Consider the following 25,682-nt stretch of genomic DNA (forward strand, 5'->3'; position numbering starts at 1 on the left):
GAGCCTGTAGGCAGGAGGAGGTCATTGGGGAGCTGCAGAATCTGCAGTTTGCAAGAACGAATCAACCTCGCTTGCTGTGCTTCTGGCCGTACGCATTACCCCGATGAGCGTTGCCGATGCCGGGCCCGTCCATTCACCATAGCCGACCAGCCACAGACCCGACTCGTCGCGAGACCGGGTGTCCTCCACCGCGATCTTTCCATCCTCGACAATGCCGAGCGGCATCAGATGATCCAGGGCCGCTCGGAAGCCGGTGCACCAGATCACCGCATCGACGTTGCGGGAGGTGCCGTCGCTCCAGACCGCACCTTTGGACGTCATGCGTTCGAAGGGCCTGACCGAGGACAACACCCCTCGGGCACGTGCATCCATCACCGGCGGCACCATGACGATGTCGCCGAATCCGCCAGGAAGGACTTCAACGCTCCGCCCTTCCTGGAGAGCCCGCCATCGCGCCGTCGCGCGCTCGAACAGGACCCGGCCATCCACGTCGTCTGGCAGGAACATGGGCTCCTCCTGCGTGACCCACACGGTCTCAGCAGCCGAGAGGGAAATCTCAGCCAGGATCTGGGCGCCGGAGTTTCCTCCACCCACGACCATGACCCTCTGCCCGCTGAACTCGTCCCGACTCTGATAGTGGGCCGAATGAAGCTGGCGGCCGGAGAAATCCGCCATGCCTGGATAGTCGGGCATGAATGGCTTGCGCCAAGTGCCCGTCGCGCTCACGACCGTTCGCGACGTCCAGGTCCGATCGCCGGCCCGCACCTCGAATCCCTGCTCGACGCGGGTGACCGACGACACCAGAACGGGCCGCTCGAACTGGAGCGCATATCGCTTCTCGTAGTCGCGCAGGTAGCTCACCACATGGTCGCGGCCGGGGTACGTCGTGCCCGCATTCGGCATCGGCCAGCCCGCGATGGAACTCCACGCGGCTGGTGAGAACAGCCTCAGCGAGTCCCAGCCGTGTTGCCAGGCACCACCGCCGGCTTCCTCGGCGTCGAGCATCAGGAACGAGCGCTGCGTCCGCCGCAGGAAGTACGCGACCGAGAGCGCCGCCTGGCCACCCCCGATGATGATCACGTCGTGGGTCATACGACGGTCAGAGTTCCGATTTCAATGCGCTGCAGCAACAAGTAGTGCCTTCTTCATGTCGGCCGTCATGACCACCAGCGCAATGCACGCGGACAGGCCAAGCATGGCGGAGAACCATAGCGCACCGTCTCCCCACCGTTCCACCGCCATGCCGAACAGAAACGGCGCGCCGGCTTGCACGACGCGCGCCGGCACCATGAGGAATCCCTGACGCTGCCCGTAACCCTTGGCGCCGAAGATCAGCAGCGGAAGCGTACCGATGGCGATGGTCAGGATGCCGTTGCCCAAGCCGTGCAGCACCGCGAAGGCAGCGGCGGCCGAAGTACCGAACAGGCCAAGGCAGAGCGCGCCCAACGGATGAGCCAGCGTGGCCAGCCGGGCCGACAACAGCGGATGCGCGCGCTTGAGAAAGGTGAACTCGATCACCCGCCCCACCACCTGGGCCGGGCCGACCAAGGCGGCGATGCCAACCGCTGCGGCCAGCGTGGCACCGCTGGCCAGCAGCAGTTCCGGTAGGTGTGCGGCCATCGCCGTGCTGATGAACCAAGTCACGGCGAAGACGTACGCCATCAGAACGGCGGCGCGGCGCTGCTGCGCTGGCGCAAGTCCAGCGCCAACGTCCTTCTCGGCGACAGTGGCCCCCTTCGACGCCTGATTGATACGGGAAGCTCGTGGCAGCAGCACATTGAGGGGGAGACCGATCACCAGATGCAATGCCGCCCACGTAAGACACGCCCCGCGCCAACCCACGGTGCTTTCCAGATAGGCCGACAACGGCCAACCCACGGTGCTCGCAAAACCTGCGAACAGTGTGATACCAGTGATTGCCCTTCGCGCCTCTTGGCCGTGCAGCCGCACCACAGTGGCAAAGGCCGCTTCGTAGAGGCCGCTGCCCATGGCCAGGCCCATCAGCGCCCAAGCACCGAACACATGGCTGGCATGAGTGGCCTGGCTCAGCGCGGCCAGCCCTGCGGCAAACACCAGGTTGCTGGCGATGAGCACCGGGCGTCCGCCCAGGCGGTCGATGAGCCGGCCGGCGATGGGCCCAATGCCGGCGGCAACGAGCAGCGCCACCGAGAAAGCACCGAAGACCGTGGATGTGGAGATGCTGATGTCCTTGCCCATGACGCCGGCCAGCACCGCAGGGAGGTAGTACGACGATGCCCAGGCCAGGGTCTGAGCGACGCCCAGCATCACTGTCGTCGTGGTCCTGCTCTGCACGTTGGAATCGCCTCGCTCAGATGCTGCGCAGGTTGACCCGCTTCGACAGCGCCTCGGCGCTTTCGCGCCGCTCGCTGTAGCGATCGACCAGGTGGTCCGCGCAGTCGCGCGTGAGAAGCGTGAACTTCACCAACTCCTCCATTACGTCGACCACGCGCTCGTAATATGGCGAGGGCTTCATGCGCCCGTCGTCATCAAATTCGAGGAAGGCCTTGGCCACCGACGACTGGTTGGGGATCGTGATCATGCGCATCCAACGGCCGAGCACGCGCAGTTGGTTCACCGCGTTGAACGACTGCGAGCCGCCCGACACTTCCATCACCGCGAGGGTTTTGCCCTGCGTCGGGCGAACTGAGCCAACGGCCAGTGGGATCCAGTCGATCTGTGCTTTCATGATTCCGGTCATCGCGCCGTGCCGTTCGGGCGATGTCCACACCATGCCTTCTGCCCACTGCGCCAGATCGCGCAACTCTTGCACCTTCGGGTGATCTTCGGGCGCGTCGTCAGGCAACGGAAGGCCGCGCGGATCGTAGATGCGGGTCTCCGCACCCATGGCGCGAAGCAGGCGGGCGGCCTCTTCGGTCAGTAGCCGGCTGTAGGAACGCTCGCGCACAGATCCATAGAGCAGCAGGATGCGTGGTGCGTGTGCAGCGCGTGTTGCCGGCAGGAGGCTTTGCAGATCGGGGCGGCGAAAGGCCTCCAGATCGATGTTGGGGAGATCAAGGCTTTGGGACACGCTGGCCTTTCGCGTCGATCACGGCTTCGCCGTCTTCCTTGGTGAACGCACCCAGTTGCGGCCGCGGCAGAATGTCGAGAACGGCTTCGGAAGGCCGACACAGGCGTGTGGCAAGCGGCGTTACCACGATCGGCCGGTTGATGAGGATCGGATACTGCCCCGTGAAGTCGATCAGTTGCTCGTCGGTCCACTTCGGATCGTCGAGGCCGAGTTCGTCGTAAGGCGTTCCCTTTCGGCGCAGCACATCGCGCACCGGCACGCCCATGGCTGCGATCAGCTGCTTCAGCGTGGCGCGACGAGGCGGGGTCTTCAGGTACTCGATGACCGTAGGCTCCTCGCCCGTGTTGCGGATCAACGCGAGCACGTTCCTGGACGTGCCGCAGTCGGGATTGTGATAGATGGTGACGTCGCTCATTAGATTTGAAACAGTAGGTGTGGAGAGGTGGCGCGGTCTCAGCCGAGGCTCAAGCGAAGCGCAAGAGCAGCCAGCGTGACCGCGAGCACGGGGATGGTCATCACGATGCCGACCTTGAAGTAGTAGCCCCAGGCGATGGTCGTGCCTTTCTTCTGAAGCACATGCAGCCAGAGCAGCGTGGCCAGGCTGCCGATTGGCGTGATCTTGGGGCCCAAGTCGCAGCCGATCACATTGGCGTAGATCATGGCTTCTTTCACGATGCCGGTAGCACTCGATGCGTCGATCGAGAGTGCACCGATCAGCACGGTCGGCATGTTGTTCATTACCGATGAAAGCGCGGCCGTGAGAAAGCCGGTGCCCATGGCCGCGCCCCAGACGCCGCTTTCCGCGAAGACGTTAAGCAGCGAGGCGATTTGCCCGGTCAGCCCGGCATTGCGCAGGCCGTAGACCACGAGGTACATGCCCAGGGAGAAGATCACGATCTGCCATGGTGCACCGTGCAATACCTTGCGCGTGCTGATGACATGTCCGCGCGCCGCCACGGCGAGCAGGATGGCTGCACCCACGGCCGCCACCGCGCTGACCGGAACGCCCAGTGGCTCTAGGCCAAAGAAGCCGATGAGCAGGAGCGCCAGCACGATCCAGCCTGCCCGGAACGTCGCGGGGTCACGAATTGCGTCCCCCGGCGCCTTCAGCTGGGCCACGTCGTAGCTTGCCGGAATGCCGCGGCGGAAGTAGAGCATCAGCACCAGCAGGCTGGCGAGCACGGCCGCGATGTTCACCGGCACCATGACCGATGCGTATTCGTTGAAGCCGATCTTGAAGAAGTCGGCCGAAACGATGTTCACCAGGTTGGACACAATCAGCGGCAGGCTGGCTGTGTCAGCGATGAAGCCGGCCGCCATCACGAAGGCGAGCGTGGCGGCGGGCGTGAAGCCCAGCGCAACGAGCATCGCCATCACGATGGGCGTGAGGATCAGCGCGGCACCATCGTTGGCGAAGAGCGCCGAGACCGCTGCGCCCAGCAGCACGATGAACGCAAACAGCAGCCGGCCGCGCCCATTGCCCCAGCGCGCCACGTGCAGCGCGGCCCATTCGAAGAAGCCGGCCTCGTCGAGCAACAGGCTGATGATGATGACGGCAACGAAGGTCGCGGTCGCATTCCACACGATGCCCCAGACAACCGGGATGTCGGCGAGGTGAACAACGCCGAAGAGCAACGCGATGATGGCGCCGAGCGAAGCGCTCCAGCCGATGCCCAGGCCGCGTGGTTGCCAGATGACGAGCACGAGCGTGAAGACGAAGATCAGGATGGCCGCGAGCATTGGAGAGTTTTTCTTGGTTGGTAGGTGAGATGCACAAGTGGGCACCGCCCACCTGCTGCATAGAGTCGGGAATCCCCTAGACCTGATCAGATGCTTTCGAGGGTCGTGCGCAACTGCGCGTCGTTCAGGACATCGAACGGGATTTGAGCCAGCTTGCGCATGCGTTCGCCGATGGCCTGGCGGGTGGATTCGAAGGCGTCCCGCTTTTCATCCGCGTTCGCTCCGACGTTGGACGGATCCGGGTAGCCCCAGTGGATCTTCACGGGCGAGCCGGCCCAGTAAGGGCAGGTTTCCTCGGCCGCGCTGTCGCACACGGTGATCACCACGCGCATGATCGGCGCGTCAGGCTCCGTAAATTCATCCCAGCTCTTGCTGCGATAACTGGAGGTGTCGATGCCAGCCTTCTCGAGCACTTCGACGGCCACCGGGTTGATGCGGCCGCTGGGTGCGCTACCGGCACTGTAGGCGCGCGCGTCGACGCCGAGTTCTCGTGCCCAATGGTTGAACATGCCCTCCGCCAGCACGCTGCGCGCCGAGTTGTGGGTGCAGAGGATCAGGATATTTGTCGTCATGTCAGCGGATTCCGATGTCGCGAACTTCGCGTTGGATGGCCAAGGTCTCGAGCTTGGCGAGTGGGAGCGAGAGCAGGAATTCGATGCGGCGCTTGAGCGTGACAGCCGCGTCGGTGAAAGCGCGTTGCCGGGCTTCTTCGGATCCTTCGGTAGTCGCCGGATCGGCAAGGCCCCAATGTGCGGTGATGGGTTGGCCCGGCCAGATGGGGCACACCTCGCCGGCGGCCTGGTCGCACACGGTGATCACGAAGTCCATGTGCGGGGCGCCGTCCTTCGCGTACTCACCCCAGCTCTTGCTTCGGTAGCCGGAGTCCTTGAAATGCAGGTTGCGCAATGTGGTCAGCGCGAGCGGATGTACGGCACCTTTGGGGTGGCTTCCCGCCGAGAAAGCGGTGAAGCGGTCCGAACCCAGGTGGTCGAGGATCCCCTCGGCCAAGATGGAGCGTGCAGAGTTGCCCGTGCAGATAAAGAGGACGTTGTGTTTGCGTTCAGTCATTGGGTACTTTCAGCAGCAGGCTTTGCTGGGGGAGGCCACCACTGGGATGGCTTTCAAACCGACAGGCCCGGCGCAGCAGGCGCTGGCAGCATCCGCTGGGGCGTCCGGGTTGCGGCTTTGGCCATACACAACGGCCGACTCGAGCGTCCGGTAGTGTTCCCAGGCGATGCCCTGCGGATCCGTGACCCAGTGCTTTTCGCTCTTGGCATAGCAGCACACGGTTTCGCCTTCATCGAGCAGCGTCCGGTCCGCGGCCTGGGCACGAACCTTCAGTTCAGCAAGTTCGCTTTCGTCATCGGCCTGGATGCCGAGGTGGTCGATACCAACGCCATGGCCCACCGTCGAGATCGCGAAATTGACCCTCGGGTCGTCCAGCATCCATTTCGCGTAGTCGCGCTCGACGCGCGCAGGCTCTGCCGCAAAGAGGAGGGAGTAGAAGGCGATGCTCTTGCTCAGGTCATCGACGTGCAGGTGAACGTGGAAACGCTTCATGACATGTTCTCCTAATGGGCGTTGAGAAGTGGTGGCGCGGTTTTGGCGATGTGCCTAGTTCGAAGTCGTCGATCTGAGCGCGCGGGCCATGCAGGTTGCCGAAGCGGGGCAGATGCTGGCGAATTCGGTGGTGGATCGGATCGTGTCGGGTGCGTCGGATCTCGTGACGGGAAGGTAGCCACGCGCCGCGAAAAAATTGGGCGCGGATGTCGTGAGCAGGAAGAGCCGCTGGATGCCTGCAGCCACGGCCTTGGCTTCGATCGCACGCAGGAGCACATCACCGAGGCCCACGCCCCAACTCTCGGGGGTTACTGCCAGGGAGCGCAACAGGCCTGCATCTCCCGCGCGCTCAAGCCCGACGCAGCCTACCAAGTCGTCGCCGGCTCGAAGCACAAGGAAATCGTTCATGTGACCTGGGCTCAGATCGCTCTCGGGCAACTCGCAAGTGAGTAGCAGCGCGCGCACTTGCGCAAAATCAGCTGCGCTTGCCTGTTCGGGGGGCATAGCTCGACGGCGGGCTTGAATGTCAGCAAGCACACGAGGCGTCGGCCTCCGCGACACATGCCTGCCCTTGGCAGCAGTTCTCGGTGAGGTAGGCCAACAAGTCATTCATCTGGTCGAACGACGCCCGGTAGATCAGATGCCGGCCCTGCCGCTCCTGCGAGACGAGACCGGCATTCGTCAACTCCTTGAGATGGAAGGAGAGGCCAGTCGCCGGAACGGACAGAGCTTCCGTCAGCGCACCCGGGGTCATACCCTCAGGACCCGCAACGACCAAGGCACGAAACACCCGAAGGCGAATCGGCTGCGCAAGTGCCATCAAAGAACGGACAACAGTATTTTCTTCCATAATTCAAGTATCGTTGAATCATTGAATCTGCGCAAGCGCTCGGTCCAAAACTGTGCCGGCAACAGGAGATCGTCAAATGCGACCGTTCCACATGCTTCTCGCCGTTCTAGTCGCCGTCATTTGGGGTGTGGCGTTTGTCGTCAGCAAGATCGGCCTGGAGAGCTTCACACCGCCGCAATTGACCGCGCTGCGGTTCCTGGTGGCGGCCGTGGGGGTGTTCTGGCTGCCGCGGCCGGCGATTTCATGGAGGGCGGTGGTGTTCATCGGCCTCACCGTCTTCACGGGGCAGTTTCTGCTGCAGTTCTTCGGGATCGCATTTGGAATGCCTGCCGGACTCACGGCCTTCGTGGTGCAGACGCAGGCGCTCTTCACGGTCGTCTTCGCAGCCCTGATGATTGGAGACCGCCCCAGCACCCAGCAGACCATCGGCATGGTCGTTGCCCTGGTCGGGCTGCTCGTGATCGTCCTGACGCTCAACGGCAACGTGCCTGCACTGGCCTTCGCGTTGACCCTCGCGTCGGCATTGAGCTGGGCCGTTGGCAACCTGGTGATCAAGCGGCTGTCCAAGGTCAACATGCTGCACCTGATGGTGTGGGCCAGCTTGGTTCCCCCTGCCCCCGCGCTGGCGCTGTCCTTCATCCAGGATGGACCGATGGCGCTCCTGTGGGCGATGACGCACGCATCGATATGGGGTCTCTTCGCGCCGGTCTACCTTGGGCTACTGGCGACCGTGCTGGCGTACGCCATTTGGGGAAATCTGCTGCAGCGCTATCCCGCTGGCACCGTCGCCCCTTTCGCTCTGCTGGCGCCCGCCGTGGGCCTGAGCATGTCTTCGCTGGTCTATGGTGAAAGCTTCAGCGTCATTCGACTGTCGGGGATGGTGCTTCTGCTCGTCGGCGTAGCGATAACCGCAGGCCTGCTCAATCGTTGGCTCCGCTTGAATACCGGTTAGCGGCTGAGGGTGACATTCCCAAACGTCCTATCTCCCGAACATGGATGCGCACGCGGTTAATGGCAGAGGTGATGTACCTGCCATTTCAGGTCGTCTCAGGTCAGTTGCTGACGCCTGAGGAGTTTGCTGACTCTTCTGCCGTCGCTTCTGTAAGAACTGCAATCAGATCAGTCTGATCCAAAACGTGCGCACGGAGTGCACCGCGCTTTGAAGCGGGTCGGTCGTAGCTGCAAATATCGACGACCAGCAGGTAGAGCGTCTTGCCTCCGAAATTGACGAACGGAACCATCACATCACTGCTTGCGAAGGGAAACTGCAGATCTTCAGGACAGGTGCGGTAGATCACAAGGTATCCGACCAACTGGTTGAAGTCTCGCGCATACGTCATGAGTTGATTGACGCCATGCTTGATGTACCGAGTGCCCCGCGAGGATGCGTCACCATCGAATATCTTCGCGTCAAGAAGGGGTGATCGTCCTTTTCGTGCAGATTGACACGGTTTGTCAAAAAATAACTAGTCAAATCAATCACTTAGGGACGTGACATTTTGGACGGCTCGTCCTTTTCGTGCAAATTGGTGCGCTTGGCTCGGTTCCTGACACCCGAGCGATTCGAGGGCCGCGGTTGTCGGCCCGCCATCGCGACATGCGGTCTGCAATGGTGCGAATTGGACTTGCCGGACTTCGTTGTCGTGTTCGATGATCTCGGCCTTGTTCCAACTCACCCAGGAGAATTCCTCTTCACCATTCAAAAGCCATTGCCGCCGCCGGCCGGGTACGCGAGTTGGCTCGACTACGCCGTCGAATCCTTCAGCACCCGCCAGGCCTGGCTCGAAAGCCTCAGGCAAACCTGGGCCGACGACACCGCCGTCGAACTGGACCGCGACGACATCCGCGAATCCGCACGCATGGAACTGCGCGCCGTGCGCAAGGCGGCCGCTGCAGACGACTCATGACGCCGAGCCGCGGACCGCGAACGCCGCATCCATCTGCCGTGCCCGCTTGACCTCGTCGCCGTGCAGGTAGATCGACGTGGTCGTGATCGAGGCATGCCGCAGGTTGTCGCGCACGGTCGTGAGTTCGGCGCCGCGCGCCAGCGCATGCGTGGCATGGGTGTGGCGCATCCAATGCGGACTGGCACGGCGCAGCTTTTCCGCAAGCGCCGGGCTGTCCGCCTCGATGACCTCGGCCACCTTCAGGAAGAAGCCGCGCATGACGCTCCACAGCCGCGTGGCCGTGATGCCGTCCGTACTGTCTAGGTCCAGGCTGCCCAGCAGCGGCGTCTTCGGATTCCACCGGGCCGGCGTCACCGGCAGCTGACGCTGCATCAGGTACCGGTCCAGCGCCGACCGGGCCAACGGCGGCAGCGCCACCTTGCCGGCCTTGCCGCCTTTGCCCACCAGGCGCAGCCAGTGATCGCCGTGGACGTCCGCCTCGATCTGGCTCAGCGTCGCGCCGACCAGTTCGCCGATGCGCAGCCCGGTGGCGTATGCGAAATCCAACACGAACCGCAGGCGCTGCGCCGCCGGGGCCTCCCACCCGTGCATCCATTCCAGGCCCTCGGCCACCGCCTGCACGATCGCCCACTCCCCTTCGCCAAAGACCCGCGTCACGGCCAGCGGCTCCGACCGCGATGCACCCCGGACCTTGATGCCCGCGAAGGGGTTGGCCAGCGCATAGCGCTGCTGGATCAGCCAGCGAAACAAGGCCCCGGCCACTGACAGCGCGTAGGCCACGGATCGCGCCGACAAGGCGCCGGTGAACGGCCGCCATTCGGGCGAGGAACGCGGCGCGGCCGGTCCGACCCAGCGCCCGCGCGGCGCGGGGTGCCGCAGAAACGCCCGGTACGCCACGGCATCCTCCGTCGTCAGCGACGACAGCGCCTTGCCGCGCTCCACGATCGCCCAGAGAATCAGCCGCTCGGCTTCCTTGCGGTAGGCACGCTGGGTGGCCGCCGATTCGTGTAACGACAGCCAGGCCTGGACCGCTTCGTAGTCGTTGTCCGCGGCGAGGACGCAGGTCGCCGGCGGCGCCCGGAAGGCGCCCTGCGAGCCGTCGACCTCGCGCCGCACGCACAGGCGCTCCCACGGCACCACGTCGTGTGGCATGCCGACCGACACAAGCGCTCGGGCGGCCGCGGTGAGCGACGGATGCGCTGCAAAAAAAGCCTCCACCTGCCGGGCGCCGGTGGCACCGAGGCCGGGAATGGCCGCCCACCAGCGCCGCCGGCGCGGGACGCGCACGGTCAGGTCGGCCAGCGTGCGCAGGCCGTGGGCCCGCATCGGTTTGGCGATGCGCACGGGCAGCCAACGCTCGACGGCGTCGGTCACCAGCGGCCGCGGCACGGCGAGCCCGCGCAACAGGTCGATCGTCGCCATGACGGCGCGGACCCGCTTCGGCCGCTCGGAGGCCGGGTGCAGGATTAGTTGCGCCAGGTCGTCGCGGCGACACCGGCGGGCGTGGTCCGCCAGCTGGCGCCGGATCTCGCCCAGTACGGCGCGCGACGACCTTCCAGTGCCGGTGCTGTGCGGCAGGTACTGCGCGACGGCCTCGGTGGTGCCCATGCCGGCGTACCAGGCACGCAGGGCCGCGAGCGCCGCGGCACCGGGGAAGTCCTGCGGCTTTTCTTCCTGGGGCAAGGCACGTGGGCTATTTTTCATATTTGGAGTTTAGCCAATCGAGATGGTTACTGCGATAAGAAGGATTATCGCAATAGCAGTGATGAGCGAAGTTGGCCCGATGATTGCGCTTGCGCGCAGTTCTCTTGCGCACCACCTTTCTTCGGCGATCTGCGAGACGCCCTGCCAGTTTTTCAGAATACGCCCGCGGCGCACGGCCCCGGAACGTGTGGCCTGGACCTCGCCACCATCGGATCAGGAAAAAAGCCGTCTAGCTGACGGGGTCAGGTATGGCGTCTTCCAAAATGAGGATGCATCCAGGTCTTGCCAACCAGGCTTCACGAAGGACATATCGCGTTTCAGGCCGGACATCTCTCAGAATTTTGATGCTACGCCAGCGGCGCCGATGCTTTGATCGCCACGCCAATCCAGTTCGGACCCGTGTGTGGCTTCAGCCCCGTCGGCGACCATCAGAAAAAAGCTGATCGCATCTTCATCTGTACGATCGATTGACCCAACAGTACGATGAAGGTAGCAGCCAGCGCCAGGATCAGGCTTGCGGTCAGGGAGTACCAACCGAGCCGGATCGCGTAAGGACCATCTAGCGATAGGCGCGGCGGCGTGGCCCCGACAAAAGCTTTGGTGGTGATGCTGAGGATGCCGCCGAACTCTGGGTGGCGAGCAGAGCCTCGATGCGACGCAGTTTGTGACCGACAAGGCGTCTGCTTAAAACGAAGCGACCGGCGGGCGTCGTCCAGCCCTCACGCGTCAATTTCACCACGGTACTTCTTGCGCGCGCATCACCCCGATGAGCGTTGCCGATGCCGGGCCAGTCCATTCTCCATCGCCCACCAGCCATTGTTCGGGCACGTCTCGCGAGCGAGTTCCTGTGGCGATGTCACCATGCGCCGCGGCAGTTTCAGCCCTGGCGGAAGTGCGTAGAGCTTTGCCGAACTTGCTCAAGGAGATGACCATGATCCGGGCCGAAATCTTCTTCCGGCTGCCATAGGTCGCGCCAAGAGGTTTTCGGAAAACCTCAAGGACTGCAGCGGGCACGAAGCCATGATCAAGGCTGCTCGGAGGCGCTATCAAACGTCCCGAAGTCTATGGCTCCGCTATGCGGCCGCGACAAGTACTCGTCGATCCACAAGCGAGCTTTGACCGCCAACAGGCGATGAGCCTCTTCTTGGGACCATGTCCCGGTGATGGTCAGGCGACAGACCGGCGCGTCTGCGCGTTGTATGTCCGCGAAATAGCTAGGCATCTCCTTCCTCGCTCGCGGGTTGTTTTCCGCATCCGCCGTTGGGTGCGTCTGTTGAGAATGTAGTGCGCCGGATCCTGGGCGGTGAAGACCGCTGTGCTCAATGTGCTCGATGTGCAGAACATGACCTGTAACCTTTGCCCCGTTACCGTCAAGAAGTCGCTGAGCATGTGCCGGGCGTGAGCCAGGCGCGCATCGATTTCGAGAAGAAGACGGCCACAGTCACATTCGACGCAGACAAGACCACCGCCGCGGCGCTGGTCAAGGCCACGACCGACGCGGGCTTCCCCTCGACGGTGCGCAAGTGACGACCACTACCGCTCCCATGCTGGACTCTGTCTTGACGTGCCCGCAGTGCGGGCACGCTAAGCAAGAGCACATGCCGACCGATGCTGGCCAGTTCTTCTACGAATGCGAGCAGTGCAAGACGGTGCTGCGGCCGACGGCCGGCGACTGCTGCGTGTTCTGTTCATATGGCTCTGTCAAGTTCCCACCGGTGCAGATGCAGCAAGACTATTGCAGTCCATAGCGCACGCGTGCGATCCCGCAGTTCCGCAGGGCCACTCTCCGACTCGTGGCAAGTGGGCCGGGCAATCGATGTAGACACCTGCCGAGAAAGAAGCCCTTCTCGCTCGTCACTCAACAGGTGACGATTGCGACTATCTTTCACCGGACGGAATGGTGACGTCTTGTTCAGAGAGCCGCACGGCGGCTCCTTCCAAGCGTCCATCGGGATGCCTCGCGCGGCGAGGCCTGCGCATTAACAGGTAGGCCGCGGGAATGACGAACATCGACAACAATGGGGCCGTGATCATGCCGCCCACCATCGGAGCGGCGATGCGCTGCATCACCTCCGAGCCCGTGCCTGTTCCCCACATGATCGGGAACAGGCCCGCCAGGATGACCGCCACTGTCATGGCCTTGGGGCGCACGCGCAGCACCGCGCCTTCTCGGATCGCGTCCAGCAGATCGTCGGTGCTGGTCTTGCCCTCGTCGATGCGCTCGTCCCAGGCGTGCTTCAGATACAGCAGCATGATCACGCCGAACTCCGCCGACACACCCGCGAGCGCAATGAAACCGACCGCGCCGGCGACGGACAGGTTGTAGCTGAGCAGGTAGAGCAGCCAGATGCCCCCGACCAGCGCGAACGGCAGCGCCGCCATGATCAGCAGGGCTTCGTCGAAGCGCTTGAAGGTCAGGTACAGCAGCACGAAGATGATCAGCAGCGTGAACGGCACCACCACCTTCAGCTTCGCCGTGGCGCGCTCCAGGAACTCGAACTGACCGGACCACGACACCGCGTAGCCCGGGGGCAGTTTCACTTCCTTCGCAACCACGCGCTGCATGTCCTGCACCGCCGAACGCAGGTCTCTGCCGCGAATGTCCACGTAGACCCAGCCGGACAGCCGCGCGTTCTCGCTGCGCAGCATCGGTGGCCCGTCGGTGACCCGGATGTCCGCCACGTCGGAGAGCACCAATCGCGCACCGCGTTCGGTGACGATTGGGAGGGAGCGCAGTTGCTCCAGCGAGTCGCGGATCTCGCGCGGGTAGCGCACGTTGATCGGGAAACGCTGCAGGCCTTCGACCGTCTCACCGATGTTCTCGCCACCCACCGCCGAGGCGATGACCGATTGCACGTCGGCGATGTTCATTCCGAACCGCGATGCCTCGTCTCGCTTGATATTCACGTCCACGTACCGGCCACCGGTGAGCCGCTCGGCCAGGGCGCTCGAGACACCCGGCACGTCCTTGAGCACGCGTTCGATCTCACCGGTGATGCGGTCGATGGTGGCAAGGTCGGTGCCCGCCACCTTCACGCCCACCGGGCTCTTGATGCCCGTGGCCAGCATGTCGATGCGGTTGCGGATCGGTGGCACCCAGATGTTGGTCAGGCCGGGCACCCTGACGGTGCGGTCGAGCTCCTCGACCAGCTTGTCCTGCGTCATCCCGGCACGCCACTGGTCCTGCGGCTTGAACTGGATGGTGGTCTCGAACATCTCCATCGGCGCCGGATCGGTCGCCGACTCGGCGCGCCCGGCCTTGCCGTAGACGCTTGCCACTTCGGGAACCGTCTTGATCAGCCGGTCGGTCTGCTGCAGCAGCTCGCTGGCCTTGCCTGCCGACAGCCCAGGCAATGCCGATGGCATGTAGAGCAAGTCGCCCTCGTCCAGGCGTGGCATGAATTCGCCGCCGATGTGCTGCAACGGCCACAGGCTCAGCACCAGCACGACCACGGCGCCTGACAGCGTCAATTTCGGCCAGCGCAGCACCGCATTCAACAGCGGTTGATAGACCGCGATGAGCAGCCGGTTCAGCGGGTTGGTCTTCTCATCGGGAATCCTGCCGCGGATCAGATAGCCCATCAGTACCGGGATCAATGTCACCGAGAGTCCCGCTGCGGCGGCCATTGCATAGGTCTTGGTGAAAGCCAGCGGCGAGAACATCCGCCCTTCCTGGGCTTCCAGCGTGAAGACCGGGATGAACGACAGCGTGATGATGAGCAGCGAGAAGAACAGCGCAGGGCCCACCTCCGCCGCCGAGTCCGCGATCACGCGCCAATGGGTTTCTCCGCGCAGGGTCTGGTCAGGGTGATCGTGCTTCCACTTCTCGATGTGCTTGTGGGCGTTCTCGATCATCACCACCGCGGCATCCACCATCGCGCCGATGGCGATCGCGATGCCGCCGAGCGACATGATGTTGGCATTGACGCCCTGGTAGCGCATCACGATGAAGGCCGCAAGGATGCCGATCGGCAGCGAGACGATCGCGACGAATGCGGAACGCAGGTGGAACAGGAAGATGAAGCACACCACCGCAACGACGATGAATTCCTCGAGCAACTTGAAGCCCAGGTTGCGGACCGCGCGCTCGATCAGATTGGACCGGTCGTAGGTCGGCACGATCTCCACGCCTTGAGGCAGGCTGGCCTGCAGGGTCTGGAGCTTTTCCTTGACGGCGGTGATGGTCTCCAGCGCATTCTTGCCCGAGCGCATCACGATCACGCCGCCGACGGCTTCGCCTTCGCCATCGAGCTCGCCGATACCGCGGCGCATCTCCGGGCCGACCTGGATGCGCGCGACGTCGCCCAGGCGCACCGATACGCCGGCGTCGGTCGTCATCAGCGGGATCTTGCGGAAATCCTCCACGCCCTGGAGATAGCCCGAGGCGCGCACCATGTATTCCGCCTCGCCGAGCTCGAGGACCGAGCCGCCGGTTTCCTGGTTGGCTTTCTGGATCGCCTCCACCGCCTTGGTGTGCGGGATCCGGTAGGCGGCGAGCTTCTCCGGATCGAGAACGACCTGGTACTGGCGCACCATGCCGCCGATCGAGGCGACTTCGGCCACGTTGGGCACCGTCTTGAGTTCGTACTTGAGGAACCAGTCCTGCAAGGCGCGCAGCTGCGAGGCGTCCTGTGTGCCGCCGCGGTCGACCAACGCGTACTGATAGATCCACCCCACGCCGGTGGCGTCGGGGCCAAGCGAGGCCTTGGCGCCGGCCGGCAGGCGTGACTGCACCTGGTTCAGGTATTCCAGCACCCGCGAGCGCGCCCAGTACAGATCGGTGCCGTCCTCGAACAGCACATAGACGAACGAATCTCCGAAGAACGAATAGCCGCGAACGGTCTTGGCACCCGGCACCGACAGCATGGTGGTGGTCAGCGGGTAGGTGATCTGGTTCTCGACAATGCGCGGCGCCTGCCCTGGATAGCTTGTGCGAATGATGACTTGCACGTCCGAGAGGTCGGGTAGCGCATCCAGTGGCGTGCGCAAGACCGAATACACGCCCCAGGCGCTGAGCATGGCCGTGGCCAGCAACACGAGGAAACGATTGGCGATGGACCACCGAATGAGCTTGGCGATCATGGCTTGCTTTCCGGCGCTGCGGCCTTGGGGGTCGCAGCGGCACTTGCCGCGGGAGCCGTCGCCATGGGCGTCACCCGGGTGAGCTGCGGCAGGTCATCCGCGTCGATGAAGAACTCGAAGCTCGCGCGGTCGCCGGGCTTCAGATTGCCTGGTGTGCCGCCAGGCGGCAGCTTGAACTCCATCGTCATGGCGCCCCACTTGATCGTCGGAATCGGGCCGTGCGAGAAGGTCATCGCGTCCTTGGTGATGCTTTCCACCTTGCCTTCGCCCACGTGTCTTGGAGCCCCTGCAGCCGGCGTGGCAGAAGCGGCCGTCGCCGCCGTAGGCGCCGCTGTCCCGGGAGCGGCGTTCAGGCGCGCCTCGACACCTTTGAGACTGGCCTCCGAGTCGATGAGAAACTGCGAGGACACCACGACACGCTGGCCGGCCTGCAGCCCGCGCTTGATTTCGGTCTGGCCGCCGGTTTCCAGGCCGATCTCGACGTCGACCGGCCGGAACCGGCCGTTGTCCTCCGCCAGCATGACAACCGCGCGCTTGCCCGTCTGGATCACGGCTTCGGTCGGGATCAGCAGCGCCTTGTCGGCTCGCGTGTCCGTGAACTGCATCGACACGAACATGCCGGGTACCAGCCTGCCGGTCGGATTCGCCAGCTCCAGGCGTGCCTTCAGGGTGCGCGTCGCCGGATTCACATCGGGAAGAATGGCTTGCACCTTGCCCTCGAAGGTCTCGCCGGGCGCGGCCGGCGTTCTGGCCTGCACCCTCGCGCCCAGACGCACCAGCGCCGATTGGCTTTCGGGTACTTCGGCATTGGCCCAGACGCTGGCCAGGCCGTTGATGCGAAACAGCGTGGTACCGGCGCTGACCGTCATGCCTTCGCGCGCGGCCAACTCCGTGACGACACCGCCGATGGGCGCGACCAGCGTGATGCGCGGCTGTGTGCGGCCACTGCGAGCGACGAGTTCGATTTGCCCATCGTTCATGCCGACCTGGCGCATGCGTTGGCGTGCACCGTCGACCAGCGAGGCCAGGTCGGTGCCGCGCATGCGCTGAACCGACAGGAACTCCTCCTGTGCCGCGATCCATTCGGGGACGTAGAGCTCGGCCAGGGCCTGGCCTTTTTTCACCTGATCGAGCGTGGCCCGCACATTCAGCCGCTCGACATATCCCGTCGCCCGGGCCTGCACGATGACCTGGTCGCGCTCGTTGAAGGCGATGCTGCCGACCGTGGTCACTTGCGGCGACACGGTGCCCTCGGTCACCACGGCGGTTCGCACGCCCAGGTTCTGCTGCACGCGCGCACTCACCGTCACGCTGTTCTGGTCGCCGTCGCCACCCGCGTAGACGGGGGACATCATCATGTCCATGAAGGGGGATTTGGCCGGCTTGTCGAACCTGTTTCCCGGCACCATGGGGTCGTGGTAATAGAGGATTTTCTTGCCGTTGGCCGGGTCCATGTCGCCGGCCTTGAGGCCTGCCGCAATGTGGCGCCGCGTTGCGTCTTCGCCGGTTTCGTTGGAAGAGGCGGCCGGAGCGGTCGCTGTGCCCGCCGACGGTGCGGCCATCGCCGACGTTCCTCCGGAGGTGGCGGGCGAGGGGCCCTGGCTCCTGCCGCGCTGCAGCCCGAAGGTGTAGGCACCGAAGGCTGCCGCGGCGAGGACTGCTGCCGCGATCAGTCCAAGAAAGAGAGGTCTTGTTTTCATTTCTGTGATTCCTTGGACTCGCCCGCGGCCGCGGACGGGCCGGTATCGAGCGCTGGATGGATGGCTGGGATCAGGAACTCGAGCTGGGCCCAAAGTGCGGCGGTCTCCATCTCGAGGCGAAGGCGTTCCAGGCGGGTGTCGATTTCCATGCGTCGTGTCTCAAGTGCAGCGCTCAAGGTGCCTGCACCGCCTCGGTAGGCAGCCAGCACCGCTTGCGTGCGTTCGGCGGCGAGCGGGATGAGCGAGCTGTCGTACAGGCCGAGCCGCTTGCGGTTGCTCTGCCATTGCTGCAACCATGAGAGAGCCTCGGCGGCGCTCTCTCGCGTCGCTTCCTCACGCTGGGCCTGCAACTGCTCGACCGCCGCCAGCTTGGCCGCGAGTTCGCGATCCTGACGATTCTTCTGGTCCAACTGCAGCGGGATCGACAGGTTCAGCGACACCATGTTCGAGTAGGCCGGCCCCCGCTGGCTGTACATCAGCTCGACACTCCAGTCGGAGCGCTTGTTGCTTTGCGCGACGTCGGCTTCCGCGCGCGCCACCGCTTCCTGTCGCGCCATCAGCGCGATCTGCGGGTGCTCGCCGATCTGGGCCTCCAGATTGCGGGCGTCCAGACGCACCGAGCCCAGTTCCGGGGGCACCGTCGAGGGTGGAGGCGTACCCGGCCCGACCCAACGCGCCAGACGCGTCTGGGCCGTAGCGATCTGGCGCTCCTGCGCAAGGATGCGGTCGTCCAGTTGCGCCAACGCAGAGCGCGCCGTGAACACATCGGCCTGCGTGCCGCGGCCACCGCGGTAGGCGGCGTCGGCGCCCTCGATCTGCAGGGTCAACTCGGCACGTTGGGTTTGCAGCAGCTCGCGCATCCGTCCCTGGTAATAGCGATCAAGCCAGGCGATCGCGGTGTCGCGCCGCAGGTTGGCCAAGGCGACGGCACGGCCCGCTTCGGCGACCTCGGCTTCCCGGTCAAAGCGCGCCGCGCGGGCCTGGCGCTTGTCGGAGCGGGTGAATTCCTGCATCACGCCGATCGAGCGCATCGTCATGAAGTCGCGCGTGAGGCTGAAGCGGTCGCTCCCGTTCACCGGCAGATTGCTGATACCGGCCTTGAGCACGGGATCGGGCAGTTGTCCTGCGGCCACGGCCATGGCGCGCGCGGCGCTGGCGGCCGCGTCCTGCGCGACGAGCTGCCGTGAGCGCTCCTCGGCGAGCCGCAGTGCCGCATCGAGAGAAAGCGTCTGCTGTGCATGAGCGCTCAGGCCGAGGGTGCCGGCGCACAGCGCCAACACCACAGCCCAAAGACGAGCGGGGCGGCGGGCTGATCGCACGATGGGTGCAGCCGCAAAAGGATTGGGGAACATGGAATCTCCTGACGAACCTTCGAGTAGGTTGTCGGGCCGCTCCGGTGCGCCGAGCACAGCTCGACGAACACGGCAAGGCACGACCGACGCGCCGTACCGGCCCACAATGGGCCGTCGGCGCAAAGTCGATCAGGCGATCAAGTTCGGGAGACGCAGTGCAGGATGGCGTGAGGCGGCGAGGCCGCAACCAGTGCACTCAGGGAGGTGGCCGAAGGGCGCGCAGGAGGCACCGTCTCAGGCACCCATGGGGTCAGGGCATAGATCGCCGACAGCAACACCGGCGGAACCGTCAGTGTGGATGCGTGGTCGCTTTGCTGCCCGTATTTGCAGTGCTCGGCGCACAGGTTGCCGGAAGCCGTGTCAGTCGCGCCCACCATGTCCGCACAGGGCGATCCTTGCACGGCCGAGTCAAGAGAGTTGTCTGTTGCAGAGACAGCGTTTTGCGTCATCGACAAGTCAGTGGACAAGCCACCCGCCAGACCCGCGGAAAGCGCGGGGCAGGCGTAAGCGGCGATCGCCAACTGCGAGAACAGCAGCAAGCCGATCAGCCCCCGGGCCACCATCTGCACAAGTCCACGCCTCATCGCTGCACCTCTGGCAACGCCGACACGGCCGCACGTCCAGCGCATGATGCGTTGGCGTACCGTGTGAGGAGGGTTGCGGAAATGAGCATTGGAGAACGCGTGAAACGCTGCTGATGGAGTCAGTGCCTGAAAAGTGGTTCCGCGAATTCTAGGCCTGTTACTCGGGAAACGAGGTGAGCCGTGGCAAGACGTGCGGCTTGCGGCGGACGACAGCGCCGTGATCGGCGCTCAATTGCCTGACGGTCGCCCGAGGTCCAGGTCGCTCAGCGGCGCATGGTCGCGGGTGCGTCCGGCAGTTGGCCCTGCTGGGTGAGGCGCTCCACGGGCCTGCCGAACTCCGGCTGCTCACCGCGCAGGCGTGCGTACGCTGCTGCGGCTTGCCGATAGGCAGGGCGAGTCGTGTCCGCACCCGCTTCGCCGTTGGTGGCGGCGGCCAGACCCGAGCGCATCCAGGCCAGCGTGTCCGCCTGTACCGTCGCACGGGTGTTGGAGGACACGCTCACGACAGCGCGTGGATTGCCCTCGGGATAGCCCTGGTCCATTGAGCTTTGCAGCCAGCGCTGCGTGTCCGCGGCAACGGCTGCACGGCTGGTACTCGAGGTCAGCGGCGCCGGGCGAGGATCGCCTTCGGCATAGTTGCCGGCCAGAACGGGTCCTGCGATCGTGCCGAGCAGCGCGGCGAGGGTCAGGGAGGTCTTGAGGGAAGTCTTCATGATCGGTCCTTTGGCAGTGGAGGGGTTGGCATCTGCGGAAATAGACAGGCTGAGATTTGTCTTTCCGATGTACCAACTCTAGGCCGCGGATCGGAGGTTTAGCGCACGCGCAGATTACAGTTGCGTCATCTATCGGAAGCTGCCGATCGAAGTGCCACCCTGCCGTTTGCGAGGGCCTGGCGAAGGACACAGGGCTCGGCGGGACTCACGATCGAATCAGCAGTTATCTGACAGACGGCAGCGCCCACGCGCCAATCATTCGGGCATCAATCCGTCGGCTTGTCGATTGGATCACCAAGGCCCCTGCGGCATGTCCTGCATTCGAGTTTTGCTTCTTTGGGCGCTCATCTTTGCCGTACCGTTCCAAGGGTACGCGGCAGCGTCCATGGCTTTCTGCGAGACCGAGCAAAGCGAGCCCGCCGCGATGACTCAAGCGGACTCGCACCATCAGGCGCATACCAATGCTTCCGATGCCGCGCACCTCCAGGGAATGGATGATGAAGACGCGGGTCACCATGACGGCAGCTCAGATGGCGCACACAAGTGTGGAACCTGCGGAGCGTGCCACGCAGTGGCATTGATACCTGAGACTTCCGGAGTTCGCCCTCAGCATCTGCCGGCGGCAGATCTGGCAGAACCGCGCGCGCTGCCCACAACCCTTTTTCCGCTCCTCCTCGAACGCCCACCTCGGGCCTGAAGCACCTTCTCGCCTTCGACCTCACAGTCCGAAGGCCGAGCGCTTCGCATCGGCAGTCTCCCTCCCTCTCGGGCGGGGAATGCATCCAGCCATGAATCTTCGAGGATCCAATGCTCCATCCATCAACACGTTCCCAGAACGAGCCCACATCCGTGCGTACTGTTCCACCAAGCGGTACGCGGGTGCCTTGCTCGCCTGAAGCCCGATCCCCCGCGCCACGATCGACCGGTCGGGCCCGACCTTCCGTCGTCTCGCGTTCGTGCCGCATCGAGACGAGAAGGGGCGCACCATGAGGCCGGTTTCAAACCGCCTCAATCGGCGCAAATTTGTGACGGGCCTGGGCTTTTCTGGAGCGTTCGGTGGGCTGGCCTTGCCTCCTTCCTTGTCCTGGGCTGCGACGGCGGAGCAAACCGAACGTACGGAATTGCGTGGAACGGAGTTCGACCTCGTGATAGCAGAGACGCCTGTCAACGTGACAGGACAGGCGCGCATCGGGACGACGGTCAATGGCCGGATCCCGGCGCCAACGCTGAGGTGGCGCGAAGGAGATACGGTCACGCTGCGTGTGACCAACCGACTGCCGGTCGCAAGTTCGATCCACTGGCATGGCATCCTGGTCCCTGCGTCCATGGACGGCGTGCCTGGTCTGAGTTTCAACGGCATCGCCCCTGGCGAAACCTTCGTCTATCGCTTTCCGGTCAAGCAGAGCGGCACCTACTGGTACCACAGCCACTCGCGATTCCAGGAGCAAACGGGGCTGTACGGGCCCATCGTGATTGACCCCCGCGACGGACCTCGCTTCAGGGCGGACCGCGAGCACGTGGTGCTGCTTTCGGACTGGACGGATGGCGTGCCCGAAGAGATCTTCCGGAAGCTGAAGGTCATGAGCGGGTTCTTCAATTTCAACCAGCCGACGGTTGGCGACTTCAAGCGAGACATCGCCCAGATGGGTGTCCAAGGCGCGCTCGAAAAGCGAAAGATGTGGAATCGCATGCGCATGGTCCCCACCGACCTCGGTGATCTGACCGGCACGACTCAACTTCGAAGCGCCGCGCGCTACCTTCTCAATGGCAAGACCGCCGATCACAACTGGACTGGCGTGTTCCAACCCCGCGAGAAGGTGCGGATCCGGTTCATCAACGGGTCGGCCACCACCATCTTCGATGTCCGCATACCGGGACTGAAAATGACCGTGGTCGCCGCGGATGGTCAGGACGTCCACCCGGTGACGGTGGATGAGTTCCGGATCTCTGTTGCCGAAACCTACGACGTGATCGTCGAACCAACCGACGACAGGGCCTACACCCTTTTCGCTCAATCGATCGACCGAACCAATTTTGTCCGCGGCACGCTTGCGCCTCGCACCGGGATGCAGGCGCCGGTACCTGAGGTGGACAAACCGCAGTGGTTGACCATGACCGACATGATGGGCGCCATGGGCATGATGGGGAGCATGGGCGGGTCCAAAGGCAAGGGCGAGATGGACGGAATGCAGGAGATGGGGAGCATGCAAGGGATGGACCACTCGAGCATGGCCGGAATGGGTGCAGAGGGTAGCGCGAAGCCGGCCATGAAACCGCCGCGCGTGCGCCACGCCCGTACGGAGTACGGCCCTGGCGTGGACATGCACGTCGACATGCCGCGCACCAACCTCGACGACCCCGGCATCAATCTGCGCGACAACGGAAGACGCGTCTTGACCTATGCCGATCTCCACACGATCGGCGGACCGATCGACAGCCGGGAGCCTGGCCGCGACATCGAGTTGCACCTCACCGGCAACATGGAGCGATTCATGTGGTCTTTCGACGGTCAGAAGTTTTCCGAGTCGAAGCCAGTGCACTTCCGTTTCGGCGAGCGGCTTCGATTGGTGCTTGTCAACGACACGATGATGAATCACCCGATTCACCTGCACGGTATGTGGGGTGAACTGGAATCTCCCACTGGCGAGTTTCTGGCTCGCAAACACACGATCAATGTCCAGCCCGCGCAGCGCGTGACCTACCGGGTGACCGCGGATGCGATGGGGCGTTGGGCTTATCACTGTCATCTGCTGTACCACATGGAAGCAGGTATGTTTCGTGAGGTGCACGTGTCATGAACCCGCTTCAGCTCAAACTTGCGCGCAGCAGCATTGCAGTCGCAACCGCAACTTTTCTACTCGGCTTCACAGTTTCTGCGATTGCCCAGAGCGATGCGTCCAAGCGCATGGACAACATGCCGGGGATGGGCACGAACATGTCCGGTCCCACGTCGAAGGACGGTGCATCCAATAGGGCCGCACCGACGACACCGCCAAAAGAGCTAACCGAGAAGAAAAATCCTCGATCCACCGCAGCGCCTATGGATCACGGACAAATGCAGGGGATGCCTGGAATGAAAGGCAGTAGCTCCGACATGAAGGACATGCCCGAAATGAACAACATGGGCTCCATGCCAGGCATGGGCCCGATGCAAGGTGGCAGCCCCCCTGCCGATGCCCGCGACCCAGACGCCTATGCTGAGGGAATGCCGAAGATGGCCATGCCCGGCATGGACATGGCGGATGACGAACGCTACGGGCGGATCCTGGTCAACGAGTTGGAATATGCAAAGGGCAGAGATGCTCGTGGCCAGAACCTTAACGTCGAAGCCTGGTATGGGAGCGACTACAACAAGCTTTGGATCAAGGCTGAAGGCGAACGCCGCGCGGGCCGCCTCGACGCCTTTCGCACCGAGGCACTCTGGGACCATGCCATCGCCACGTTCTGGAGCACTCAGCTGGGTGTGCGGCACGACAACGGCGGTGGAGGTCGCTCGCGCAGCTGGCTGGCGTTCGGTGTGCAAGGCCTTGCTCCGTACTGGTTCGAAACCGAAGCAACAGCCTATGTGGGTTCGGGCGGCGCGCTCGCCGCACGTCTCGAACTGCGCTATGACCTCCTCCTGACGCAGAAGTGGATCCTTCAACCCAAGCTCGAGGCCAATTTCTATAGCAAGAACGATCCGCAGCGCGGCATCGGTTCGGGGCTGTCCGACATGGAGTTGGGAGTGCGACTGCGCTATGAGGTGACGAGGCAGTTCGCTCCCTACATTGGGGTGACATGGTCGAAGAAGTTCGGGAATACCGCCGCTTACGCACGACAGGCTGGCGAACGCGTTCGGGACACGCAAATCGTGGCTGGCGTGAGATTGTGGTTCTGACTGGAGCACCCCATGTCAAAACTCATCTCAACGATGCTTGTCGGGGCGGCGGCCGCGGTCGTGGTCGCCGCTGCGGGACTCGCGGCCGTTTGGTGGACGGGCGGATACAACGTCGCAGCGGACGAGGCGCACTCGCGGCCCGTCACATCCGCCCTGACTTCGATGCGCGAGCGCTCGATCTCTGCGCGTGCACAAGGCATTCCTGTGCCCGACCTCGACGCTCCGCAGATGGTTGCGGCGGGCGCAAGGCAGTACGCACAAATGTGCGTTCAATGCCACCTGGCGCCCGGCAAGGGCGACTCCGATCTGCGCAAAGGGTTGAATCCGCGGCCGCCCAATCTTTACGCGCATGGAGCTCATGACCCCGAGAAAGCGTTTTGGGTAATCAAGCACGGCGTCAAGATGACCGGCATGCCGGCCTGGGGGTACACCCATGACGATCAGACCTTGTGGTCGATGGTGGCCTTCCTGCAGCAATTGCCAAAGCTTTCGCCGGCAGAGTTCGAACAACTCACGCAGCAATCGCCCAGCACTCATCAGGAAGCGCAATGACCTGGCCGCAGTCTCCTCTGGATACCGCGTGCGCAATTTGCCCTCGGCAATTGCGCGAGGGCGGATTACACAACTGTAATGCCCGCGTCCGGCTTCCTATAAAGCCGTTTCCTAAAGTGAGTGCGGCAGCTGTCTTCACGGATACCTGATGAGACAGATGTCCTATTCGCCGGGACACCGGCAACGACCTAAAGGAGTTTTTATGACAAGCCAGAACACGATCCCTCAACGCAAGATCTTCTCTCTCAAGACCTCGTTCATCGGATTCGGTGCTGCCGTTTTGTTCTCGGGTGCTGCCATTGCGCAAAACCACACGTCCGAGGCCGTCCCGCAGACGAACACGAAGCCGCAGATCGCAGCCGAAGCCAAGAAGAGCGCGAAGCCGACGGGAACCAAGCCGATCAAGGATGGCAGCACCGCTGAAGGCGAGGGCTCGGGCGTGAAGAAGACGACACGCCCCGAGGCCACGGGCCAGGGAAGAGCTGCCGCTCGCGAGGCGCGCCCACACCGCGATCCCGGTCAGGGCGGCACCCCGAAGTAACCGCCACCAAAGCCAATGCTGTCGGACATCGCCACGTCCAAGGCCGATGCGACGGCAGCAGATGGTTCCGGGATGCCGAGTCACGGCAGCCCATTTGTCGCCGGGTCACCGGCATTCACTTCAAAGGAGTCAGCAATGTCACATGAGAGCTATACCGCATGCATCGAGGCCTGCAACGGCTGCGCCACTGCCTGCAATCATTGCGCGTCCGCGTGCTTGAAAGAAGACAACGTCAAGATGCTGGCGAGGTGCATCGCCCTTGACATCGATTGCGCCGCCGCCTGCCAGTTTGCTGCGGCCGCAATGGCCCGCGGCAGTGAACATGCCAAGGCCATCTGCGCACTGTGCGCGGACATCTGCGACGCATGCGGTGCAGAGTGCGAGAAGCACCAGATGGCCCACTGCAAGGCCTGCGCCAAGGCCTGCAAGGATTGTGCTGCCGCATGCCGAGCCATGGCGCATTGATGGTCC

General features: G+C 63.8%; 28 protein-coding genes. 10 read left to right on the plus strand and 18 right to left on the minus strand.

The window, feature by feature from the left end:
* Positions 1-21: 21 nt before the first annotated feature.
* From AC0IYU_RS19875 to AC0IYU_RS19920, 10 genes are all read right to left on the minus strand, one after another.
* Positions 22-1,092, minus strand: a complete 1,071-nt coding sequence (locus AC0IYU_RS19875) for an ArsO family NAD(P)H-dependent flavin-containing monooxygenase (protein ID WP_472120337.1) — start codon at positions 1,090-1,092, stop codon at positions 22-24.
* 21 nt (positions 1,093-1,113) lie between these two features.
* Complete coding sequence (locus tag AC0IYU_RS19880; RefSeq protein ID WP_472120339.1) at positions 1,114-2,286, minus strand: MFS transporter; 1,173 nt, start codon at positions 2,284-2,286, stop codon at positions 1,114-1,116.
* Between the two features lie 43 nt (positions 2,287-2,329).
* Positions 2,330-3,049, minus strand: coding sequence for an arsenical resistance protein ArsH (gene arsH, locus AC0IYU_RS19885; RefSeq protein WP_472120341.1), 720 nt, complete (start codon positions 3,047-3,049; stop codon positions 2,330-2,332).
* Positions 3,033-3,464 (minus strand): arsenate reductase (glutaredoxin), encoded by a 432-nt coding sequence (arsC, locus tag AC0IYU_RS19890; RefSeq protein WP_454905055.1) that lies wholly within the window; start codon positions 3,462-3,464, stop codon positions 3,033-3,035. Before arsC ends, arsH begins: the two co-directional genes overlap by 17 nt.
* Positions 3,465-3,502: 38 nt before the next feature.
* Entirely contained in the window at positions 3,503-4,789 is a 1,287-nt protein-coding gene (locus tag AC0IYU_RS19895; RefSeq protein ID WP_472120342.1) for an arsenic transporter, read from the minus strand.
* A gap of 86 nt (positions 4,790-4,875) precedes the next feature.
* A complete protein-coding gene (locus AC0IYU_RS19900; RefSeq protein WP_472120344.1) occupies positions 4,876-5,361 on the minus strand; it encodes an arsenate reductase ArsC in 486 nt (161 codons plus the stop codon).
* 1 nt (position 5,362) lies between these two features.
* On the minus strand, positions 5,363-5,857 hold the full coding sequence (locus AC0IYU_RS19905) for an arsenate reductase ArsC (protein WP_472120346.1): 495 nt from the start codon (positions 5,855-5,857) through the stop codon (positions 5,363-5,365).
* Positions 5,858-5,866: 9 nt separating this feature from the next.
* The gene (locus AC0IYU_RS19910) at positions 5,867-6,349 is read right to left on the minus strand and encodes an ArsI/CadI family heavy metal resistance metalloenzyme (protein WP_472120348.1); all 483 of its coding nucleotides are present in this window, start codon (positions 6,347-6,349) and stop codon (positions 5,867-5,869) included.
* Between the two features lie 54 nt (positions 6,350-6,403).
* On the minus strand, positions 6,404-6,958 hold the full coding sequence (gene arsN2 / locus AC0IYU_RS19915; protein ID WP_472120350.1) for an arsenic resistance N-acetyltransferase ArsN2: 555 nt from the start codon (positions 6,956-6,958) through the stop codon (positions 6,404-6,406).
* Positions 6,876-7,199, minus strand: a complete 324-nt coding sequence (locus tag AC0IYU_RS19920; RefSeq protein WP_472120352.1) for an ArsR/SmtB family transcription factor — start codon at positions 7,197-7,199, stop codon at positions 6,876-6,878. The genes arsN2 and AC0IYU_RS19920 overlap by 83 nt, the downstream gene beginning before the upstream one ends.
* 76 nt (positions 7,200-7,275) lie before the next feature.
* Here AC0IYU_RS19920 and AC0IYU_RS19925 point away from each other — a divergent pair, with 76 nt between their 5' ends.
* A complete protein-coding gene (locus AC0IYU_RS19925) occupies positions 7,276-8,151 on the plus strand; it encodes an EamA family transporter (protein WP_472120354.1) in 876 nt (291 codons plus the stop codon).
* 100 nt (positions 8,152-8,251) lie between these two features.
* On the opposite strand, the gene AC0IYU_RS19930 is transcribed toward AC0IYU_RS19925, so the two are convergent.
* The gene (locus AC0IYU_RS19930) at positions 8,252-8,539 is read right to left on the minus strand and encodes a hypothetical protein (protein ID WP_472120355.1); all 288 of its coding nucleotides are present in this window, start codon (positions 8,537-8,539) and stop codon (positions 8,252-8,254) included.
* 303 nt (positions 8,540-8,842) lie between these two features.
* Between AC0IYU_RS19930 and AC0IYU_RS19935 the strand changes: the two genes are divergently transcribed.
* A complete protein-coding gene (locus AC0IYU_RS19935; protein ID WP_472120357.1) occupies positions 8,843-9,106 on the plus strand; it encodes a hypothetical protein in 264 nt (87 codons plus the stop codon).
* On the opposite strand, the gene AC0IYU_RS19940 is transcribed toward AC0IYU_RS19935, so the two are convergent.
* On the minus strand, positions 9,101-10,810 hold the full coding sequence (locus AC0IYU_RS19940; RefSeq protein ID WP_472120359.1) for a phage integrase family protein: 1,710 nt from the start codon (positions 10,808-10,810) through the stop codon (positions 9,101-9,103). The two genes, AC0IYU_RS19935 and AC0IYU_RS19940, sit on opposite strands and share 6 nt — an antisense overlap.
* A 732-nt stretch (positions 10,811-11,542) precedes the next feature.
* The gene (locus tag AC0IYU_RS19945) at positions 11,543-11,824 is read right to left on the minus strand and encodes a hypothetical protein (RefSeq protein ID WP_371435887.1); all 282 of its coding nucleotides are present in this window, start codon (positions 11,822-11,824) and stop codon (positions 11,543-11,545) included.
* A gap of 342 nt (positions 11,825-12,166) precedes the next feature.
* Here AC0IYU_RS19945 and AC0IYU_RS19950 point away from each other — a divergent pair, with 342 nt between their 5' ends.
* Both AC0IYU_RS19950 and AC0IYU_RS19955 read left to right on the plus strand, forming a co-directional pair.
* A complete protein-coding gene (locus tag AC0IYU_RS19950) occupies positions 12,167-12,337 on the plus strand; it encodes a cation transporter (protein ID WP_472120361.1) in 171 nt (56 codons plus the stop codon).
* A gap of 17 nt (positions 12,338-12,354) precedes the next feature.
* Positions 12,355-12,558 carry a GDCCVxC domain-containing (seleno)protein gene (locus AC0IYU_RS19955; RefSeq protein ID WP_371435886.1) on the plus strand — a complete coding sequence of 68 codons (204 nt, stop codon included), beginning with the start codon at positions 12,355-12,357 and terminating at the stop codon, positions 12,556-12,558.
* Positions 12,559-12,688: 130 nt separating this feature from the next.
* Here the strand turns inward: AC0IYU_RS19955 and AC0IYU_RS19960 are convergent, their stop codons facing one another.
* The 5 genes from AC0IYU_RS19960 to AC0IYU_RS19980 form a co-directional block, all read right to left on the minus strand.
* A complete protein-coding gene (locus AC0IYU_RS19960) occupies positions 12,689-15,892 on the minus strand; it encodes an efflux RND transporter permease subunit (protein WP_472120363.1) in 3,204 nt (1,067 codons plus the stop codon).
* Positions 15,889-17,592: an efflux RND transporter periplasmic adaptor subunit gene (locus AC0IYU_RS19965; RefSeq protein ID WP_472120449.1), complete on the minus strand. Its 1,704-nt coding sequence runs from the start codon at positions 17,590-17,592 to the stop codon at positions 15,889-15,891. The genes AC0IYU_RS19960 and AC0IYU_RS19965 overlap by 4 nt, the downstream gene beginning before the upstream one ends.
* On the minus strand, positions 17,589-18,944 hold the full coding sequence (locus AC0IYU_RS19970) for a TolC family protein (RefSeq protein WP_472120365.1): 1,356 nt from the start codon (positions 18,942-18,944) through the stop codon (positions 17,589-17,591). The genes AC0IYU_RS19965 and AC0IYU_RS19970 overlap by 4 nt, the downstream gene beginning before the upstream one ends.
* A gap of 137 nt (positions 18,945-19,081) precedes the next feature.
* Entirely contained in the window at positions 19,082-19,507 is a 426-nt protein-coding gene (locus AC0IYU_RS19975; protein ID WP_472120451.1) for a hypothetical protein, read from the minus strand.
* 284 nt (positions 19,508-19,791) lie between these two features.
* Positions 19,792-20,241 carry a hypothetical protein gene (locus AC0IYU_RS19980; RefSeq protein WP_472120367.1) on the minus strand — a complete coding sequence of 150 codons (450 nt, stop codon included), beginning with the start codon at positions 20,239-20,241 and terminating at the stop codon, positions 19,792-19,794.
* Between the two features lie 385 nt (positions 20,242-20,626).
* Between AC0IYU_RS19980 and AC0IYU_RS19985 the strand changes: the two genes are divergently transcribed.
* The 6 genes from AC0IYU_RS19985 (at position 20,627) to AC0IYU_RS20010 (ending at position 25,676) form a co-directional block, all read left to right on the plus strand.
* Positions 20,627-20,938 carry a hypothetical protein gene (locus AC0IYU_RS19985; protein ID WP_472120453.1) on the plus strand — a complete coding sequence of 104 codons (312 nt, stop codon included), beginning with the start codon at positions 20,627-20,629 and terminating at the stop codon, positions 20,936-20,938.
* A 289-nt stretch (positions 20,939-21,227) separates the two neighbouring features.
* Complete coding sequence (locus AC0IYU_RS19990; RefSeq protein ID WP_472120368.1) at positions 21,228-23,039, plus strand: copper resistance system multicopper oxidase; 1,812 nt, start codon at positions 21,228-21,230, stop codon at positions 23,037-23,039.
* A complete protein-coding gene (locus tag AC0IYU_RS19995; RefSeq protein ID WP_472120370.1) occupies positions 23,036-24,118 on the plus strand; it encodes a copper resistance protein B in 1,083 nt (360 codons plus the stop codon). The genes AC0IYU_RS19990 and AC0IYU_RS19995 overlap by 4 nt, the downstream gene beginning before the upstream one ends.
* A gap of 12 nt (positions 24,119-24,130) precedes the next feature.
* Positions 24,131-24,670: a c-type cytochrome gene (locus AC0IYU_RS20000; RefSeq protein ID WP_472120372.1), complete on the plus strand. Its 540-nt coding sequence runs from the start codon at positions 24,131-24,133 to the stop codon at positions 24,668-24,670.
* A 202-nt stretch (positions 24,671-24,872) separates the two neighbouring features.
* A complete protein-coding gene (locus AC0IYU_RS20005) occupies positions 24,873-25,211 on the plus strand; it encodes a hypothetical protein (RefSeq protein WP_472120374.1) in 339 nt (112 codons plus the stop codon).
* A gap of 135 nt (positions 25,212-25,346) precedes the next feature.
* Complete coding sequence (locus AC0IYU_RS20010) at positions 25,347-25,676, plus strand: four-helix bundle copper-binding protein (protein WP_472120455.1); 330 nt, start codon at positions 25,347-25,349, stop codon at positions 25,674-25,676.
* The last annotated feature ends 6 nt before the right edge of the window (positions 25,677-25,682 follow it).

The organism is Variovorax sp. AC103 (assembly GCF_979254005.1).

Excerpts from the sequence above, each read along its gene's own strand:
- AC0IYU_RS19875 (WP_472120337.1), bottom strand. The coding sequence starts at position 1,092 with ATGACCCACGACGTGATCATCATCGGGGGTGGCCAGGCGGCGCTCTCG.
- AC0IYU_RS19880 (WP_472120339.1), bottom strand. The coding sequence starts at position 2,286 with ATGCTGGGCGTCGCTCAGACCCTGGCCTGGGCATCGTCGTACTACCTC.
- arsC (WP_454905055.1), bottom strand. The coding sequence starts at position 3,464 with ATGAGCGACGTCACCATCTATCACAATCCCGACTGCGGCACGTCCAGG.
- AC0IYU_RS19895 (WP_472120342.1), bottom strand. The coding sequence starts at position 4,789 with ATGCTCGCGGCCATCCTGATCTTCGTCTTCACGCTCGTGCTCGTCATC.
- AC0IYU_RS19900 (WP_472120344.1), bottom strand. The coding sequence starts at position 5,361 with ATGACGACAAATATCCTGATCCTCTGCACCCACAACTCGGCGCGCAGC.
- AC0IYU_RS19905 (WP_472120346.1), bottom strand. The coding sequence starts at position 5,857 with ATGACTGAACGCAAACACAACGTCCTCTTTATCTGCACGGGCAACTCT.
- AC0IYU_RS19910 (WP_472120348.1), bottom strand. The coding sequence starts at position 6,349 with ATGAAGCGTTTCCACGTTCACCTGCACGTCGATGACCTGAGCAAGAGC.
- arsN2 (WP_472120350.1), bottom strand. The coding sequence starts at position 6,958 with ATGACTTGTTGGCCTACCTCACCGAGAACTGCTGCCAAGGGCAGGCAT.
- AC0IYU_RS19920 (WP_472120352.1), bottom strand. The coding sequence starts at position 7,199 with ATGGAAGAAAATACTGTTGTCCGTTCTTTGATGGCACTTGCGCAGCCG.
- AC0IYU_RS19925 (WP_472120354.1), top strand. The coding sequence starts at position 7,276 with ATGCGACCGTTCCACATGCTTCTCGCCGTTCTAGTCGCCGTCATTTGG.
- AC0IYU_RS19930 (WP_472120355.1), bottom strand. The coding sequence starts at position 8,539 with ATGACGTATGCGCGAGACTTCAACCAGTTGGTCGGATACCTTGTGATC.
- AC0IYU_RS19940 (WP_472120359.1), bottom strand. The coding sequence starts at position 10,810 with ATGAAAAATAGCCCACGTGCCTTGCCCCAGGAAGAAAAGCCGCAGGAC.
- AC0IYU_RS19955 (WP_371435886.1), top strand. The coding sequence starts at position 12,355 with ATGCTGGACTCTGTCTTGACGTGCCCGCAGTGCGGGCACGCTAAGCAA.
- AC0IYU_RS19960 (WP_472120363.1), bottom strand. The coding sequence starts at position 15,892 with ATGATCGCCAAGCTCATTCGGTGGTCCATCGCCAATCGTTTCCTCGTG.
- AC0IYU_RS19965 (WP_472120449.1), bottom strand. The coding sequence starts at position 17,592 with ATGAAAACAAGACCTCTCTTTCTTGGACTGATCGCGGCAGCAGTCCTC.
- AC0IYU_RS19970 (WP_472120365.1), bottom strand. The coding sequence starts at position 18,944 with ATGTTCCCCAATCCTTTTGCGGCTGCACCCATCGTGCGATCAGCCCGC.
- AC0IYU_RS19975 (WP_472120451.1), bottom strand. The coding sequence starts at position 19,507 with ATGGTGGCCCGGGGGCTGATCGGCTTGCTGCTGTTCTCGCAGTTGGCG.
- AC0IYU_RS19980 (WP_472120367.1), bottom strand. The coding sequence starts at position 20,241 with ATGAAGACTTCCCTCAAGACCTCCCTGACCCTCGCCGCGCTGCTCGGC.
- AC0IYU_RS19985 (WP_472120453.1), top strand. The coding sequence starts at position 20,627 with ATGGCTTTCTGCGAGACCGAGCAAAGCGAGCCCGCCGCGATGACTCAA.
- AC0IYU_RS19990 (WP_472120368.1), top strand. The coding sequence starts at position 21,228 with ATGAGGCCGGTTTCAAACCGCCTCAATCGGCGCAAATTTGTGACGGGC.
- AC0IYU_RS19995 (WP_472120370.1), top strand. The coding sequence starts at position 23,036 with ATGAACCCGCTTCAGCTCAAACTTGCGCGCAGCAGCATTGCAGTCGCA.
- AC0IYU_RS20000 (WP_472120372.1), top strand. The coding sequence starts at position 24,131 with ATGTCAAAACTCATCTCAACGATGCTTGTCGGGGCGGCGGCCGCGGTC.
- AC0IYU_RS20005 (WP_472120374.1), top strand. The coding sequence starts at position 24,873 with ATGACAAGCCAGAACACGATCCCTCAACGCAAGATCTTCTCTCTCAAG.
- AC0IYU_RS20010 (WP_472120455.1), top strand. The coding sequence starts at position 25,347 with ATGTCACATGAGAGCTATACCGCATGCATCGAGGCCTGCAACGGCTGC.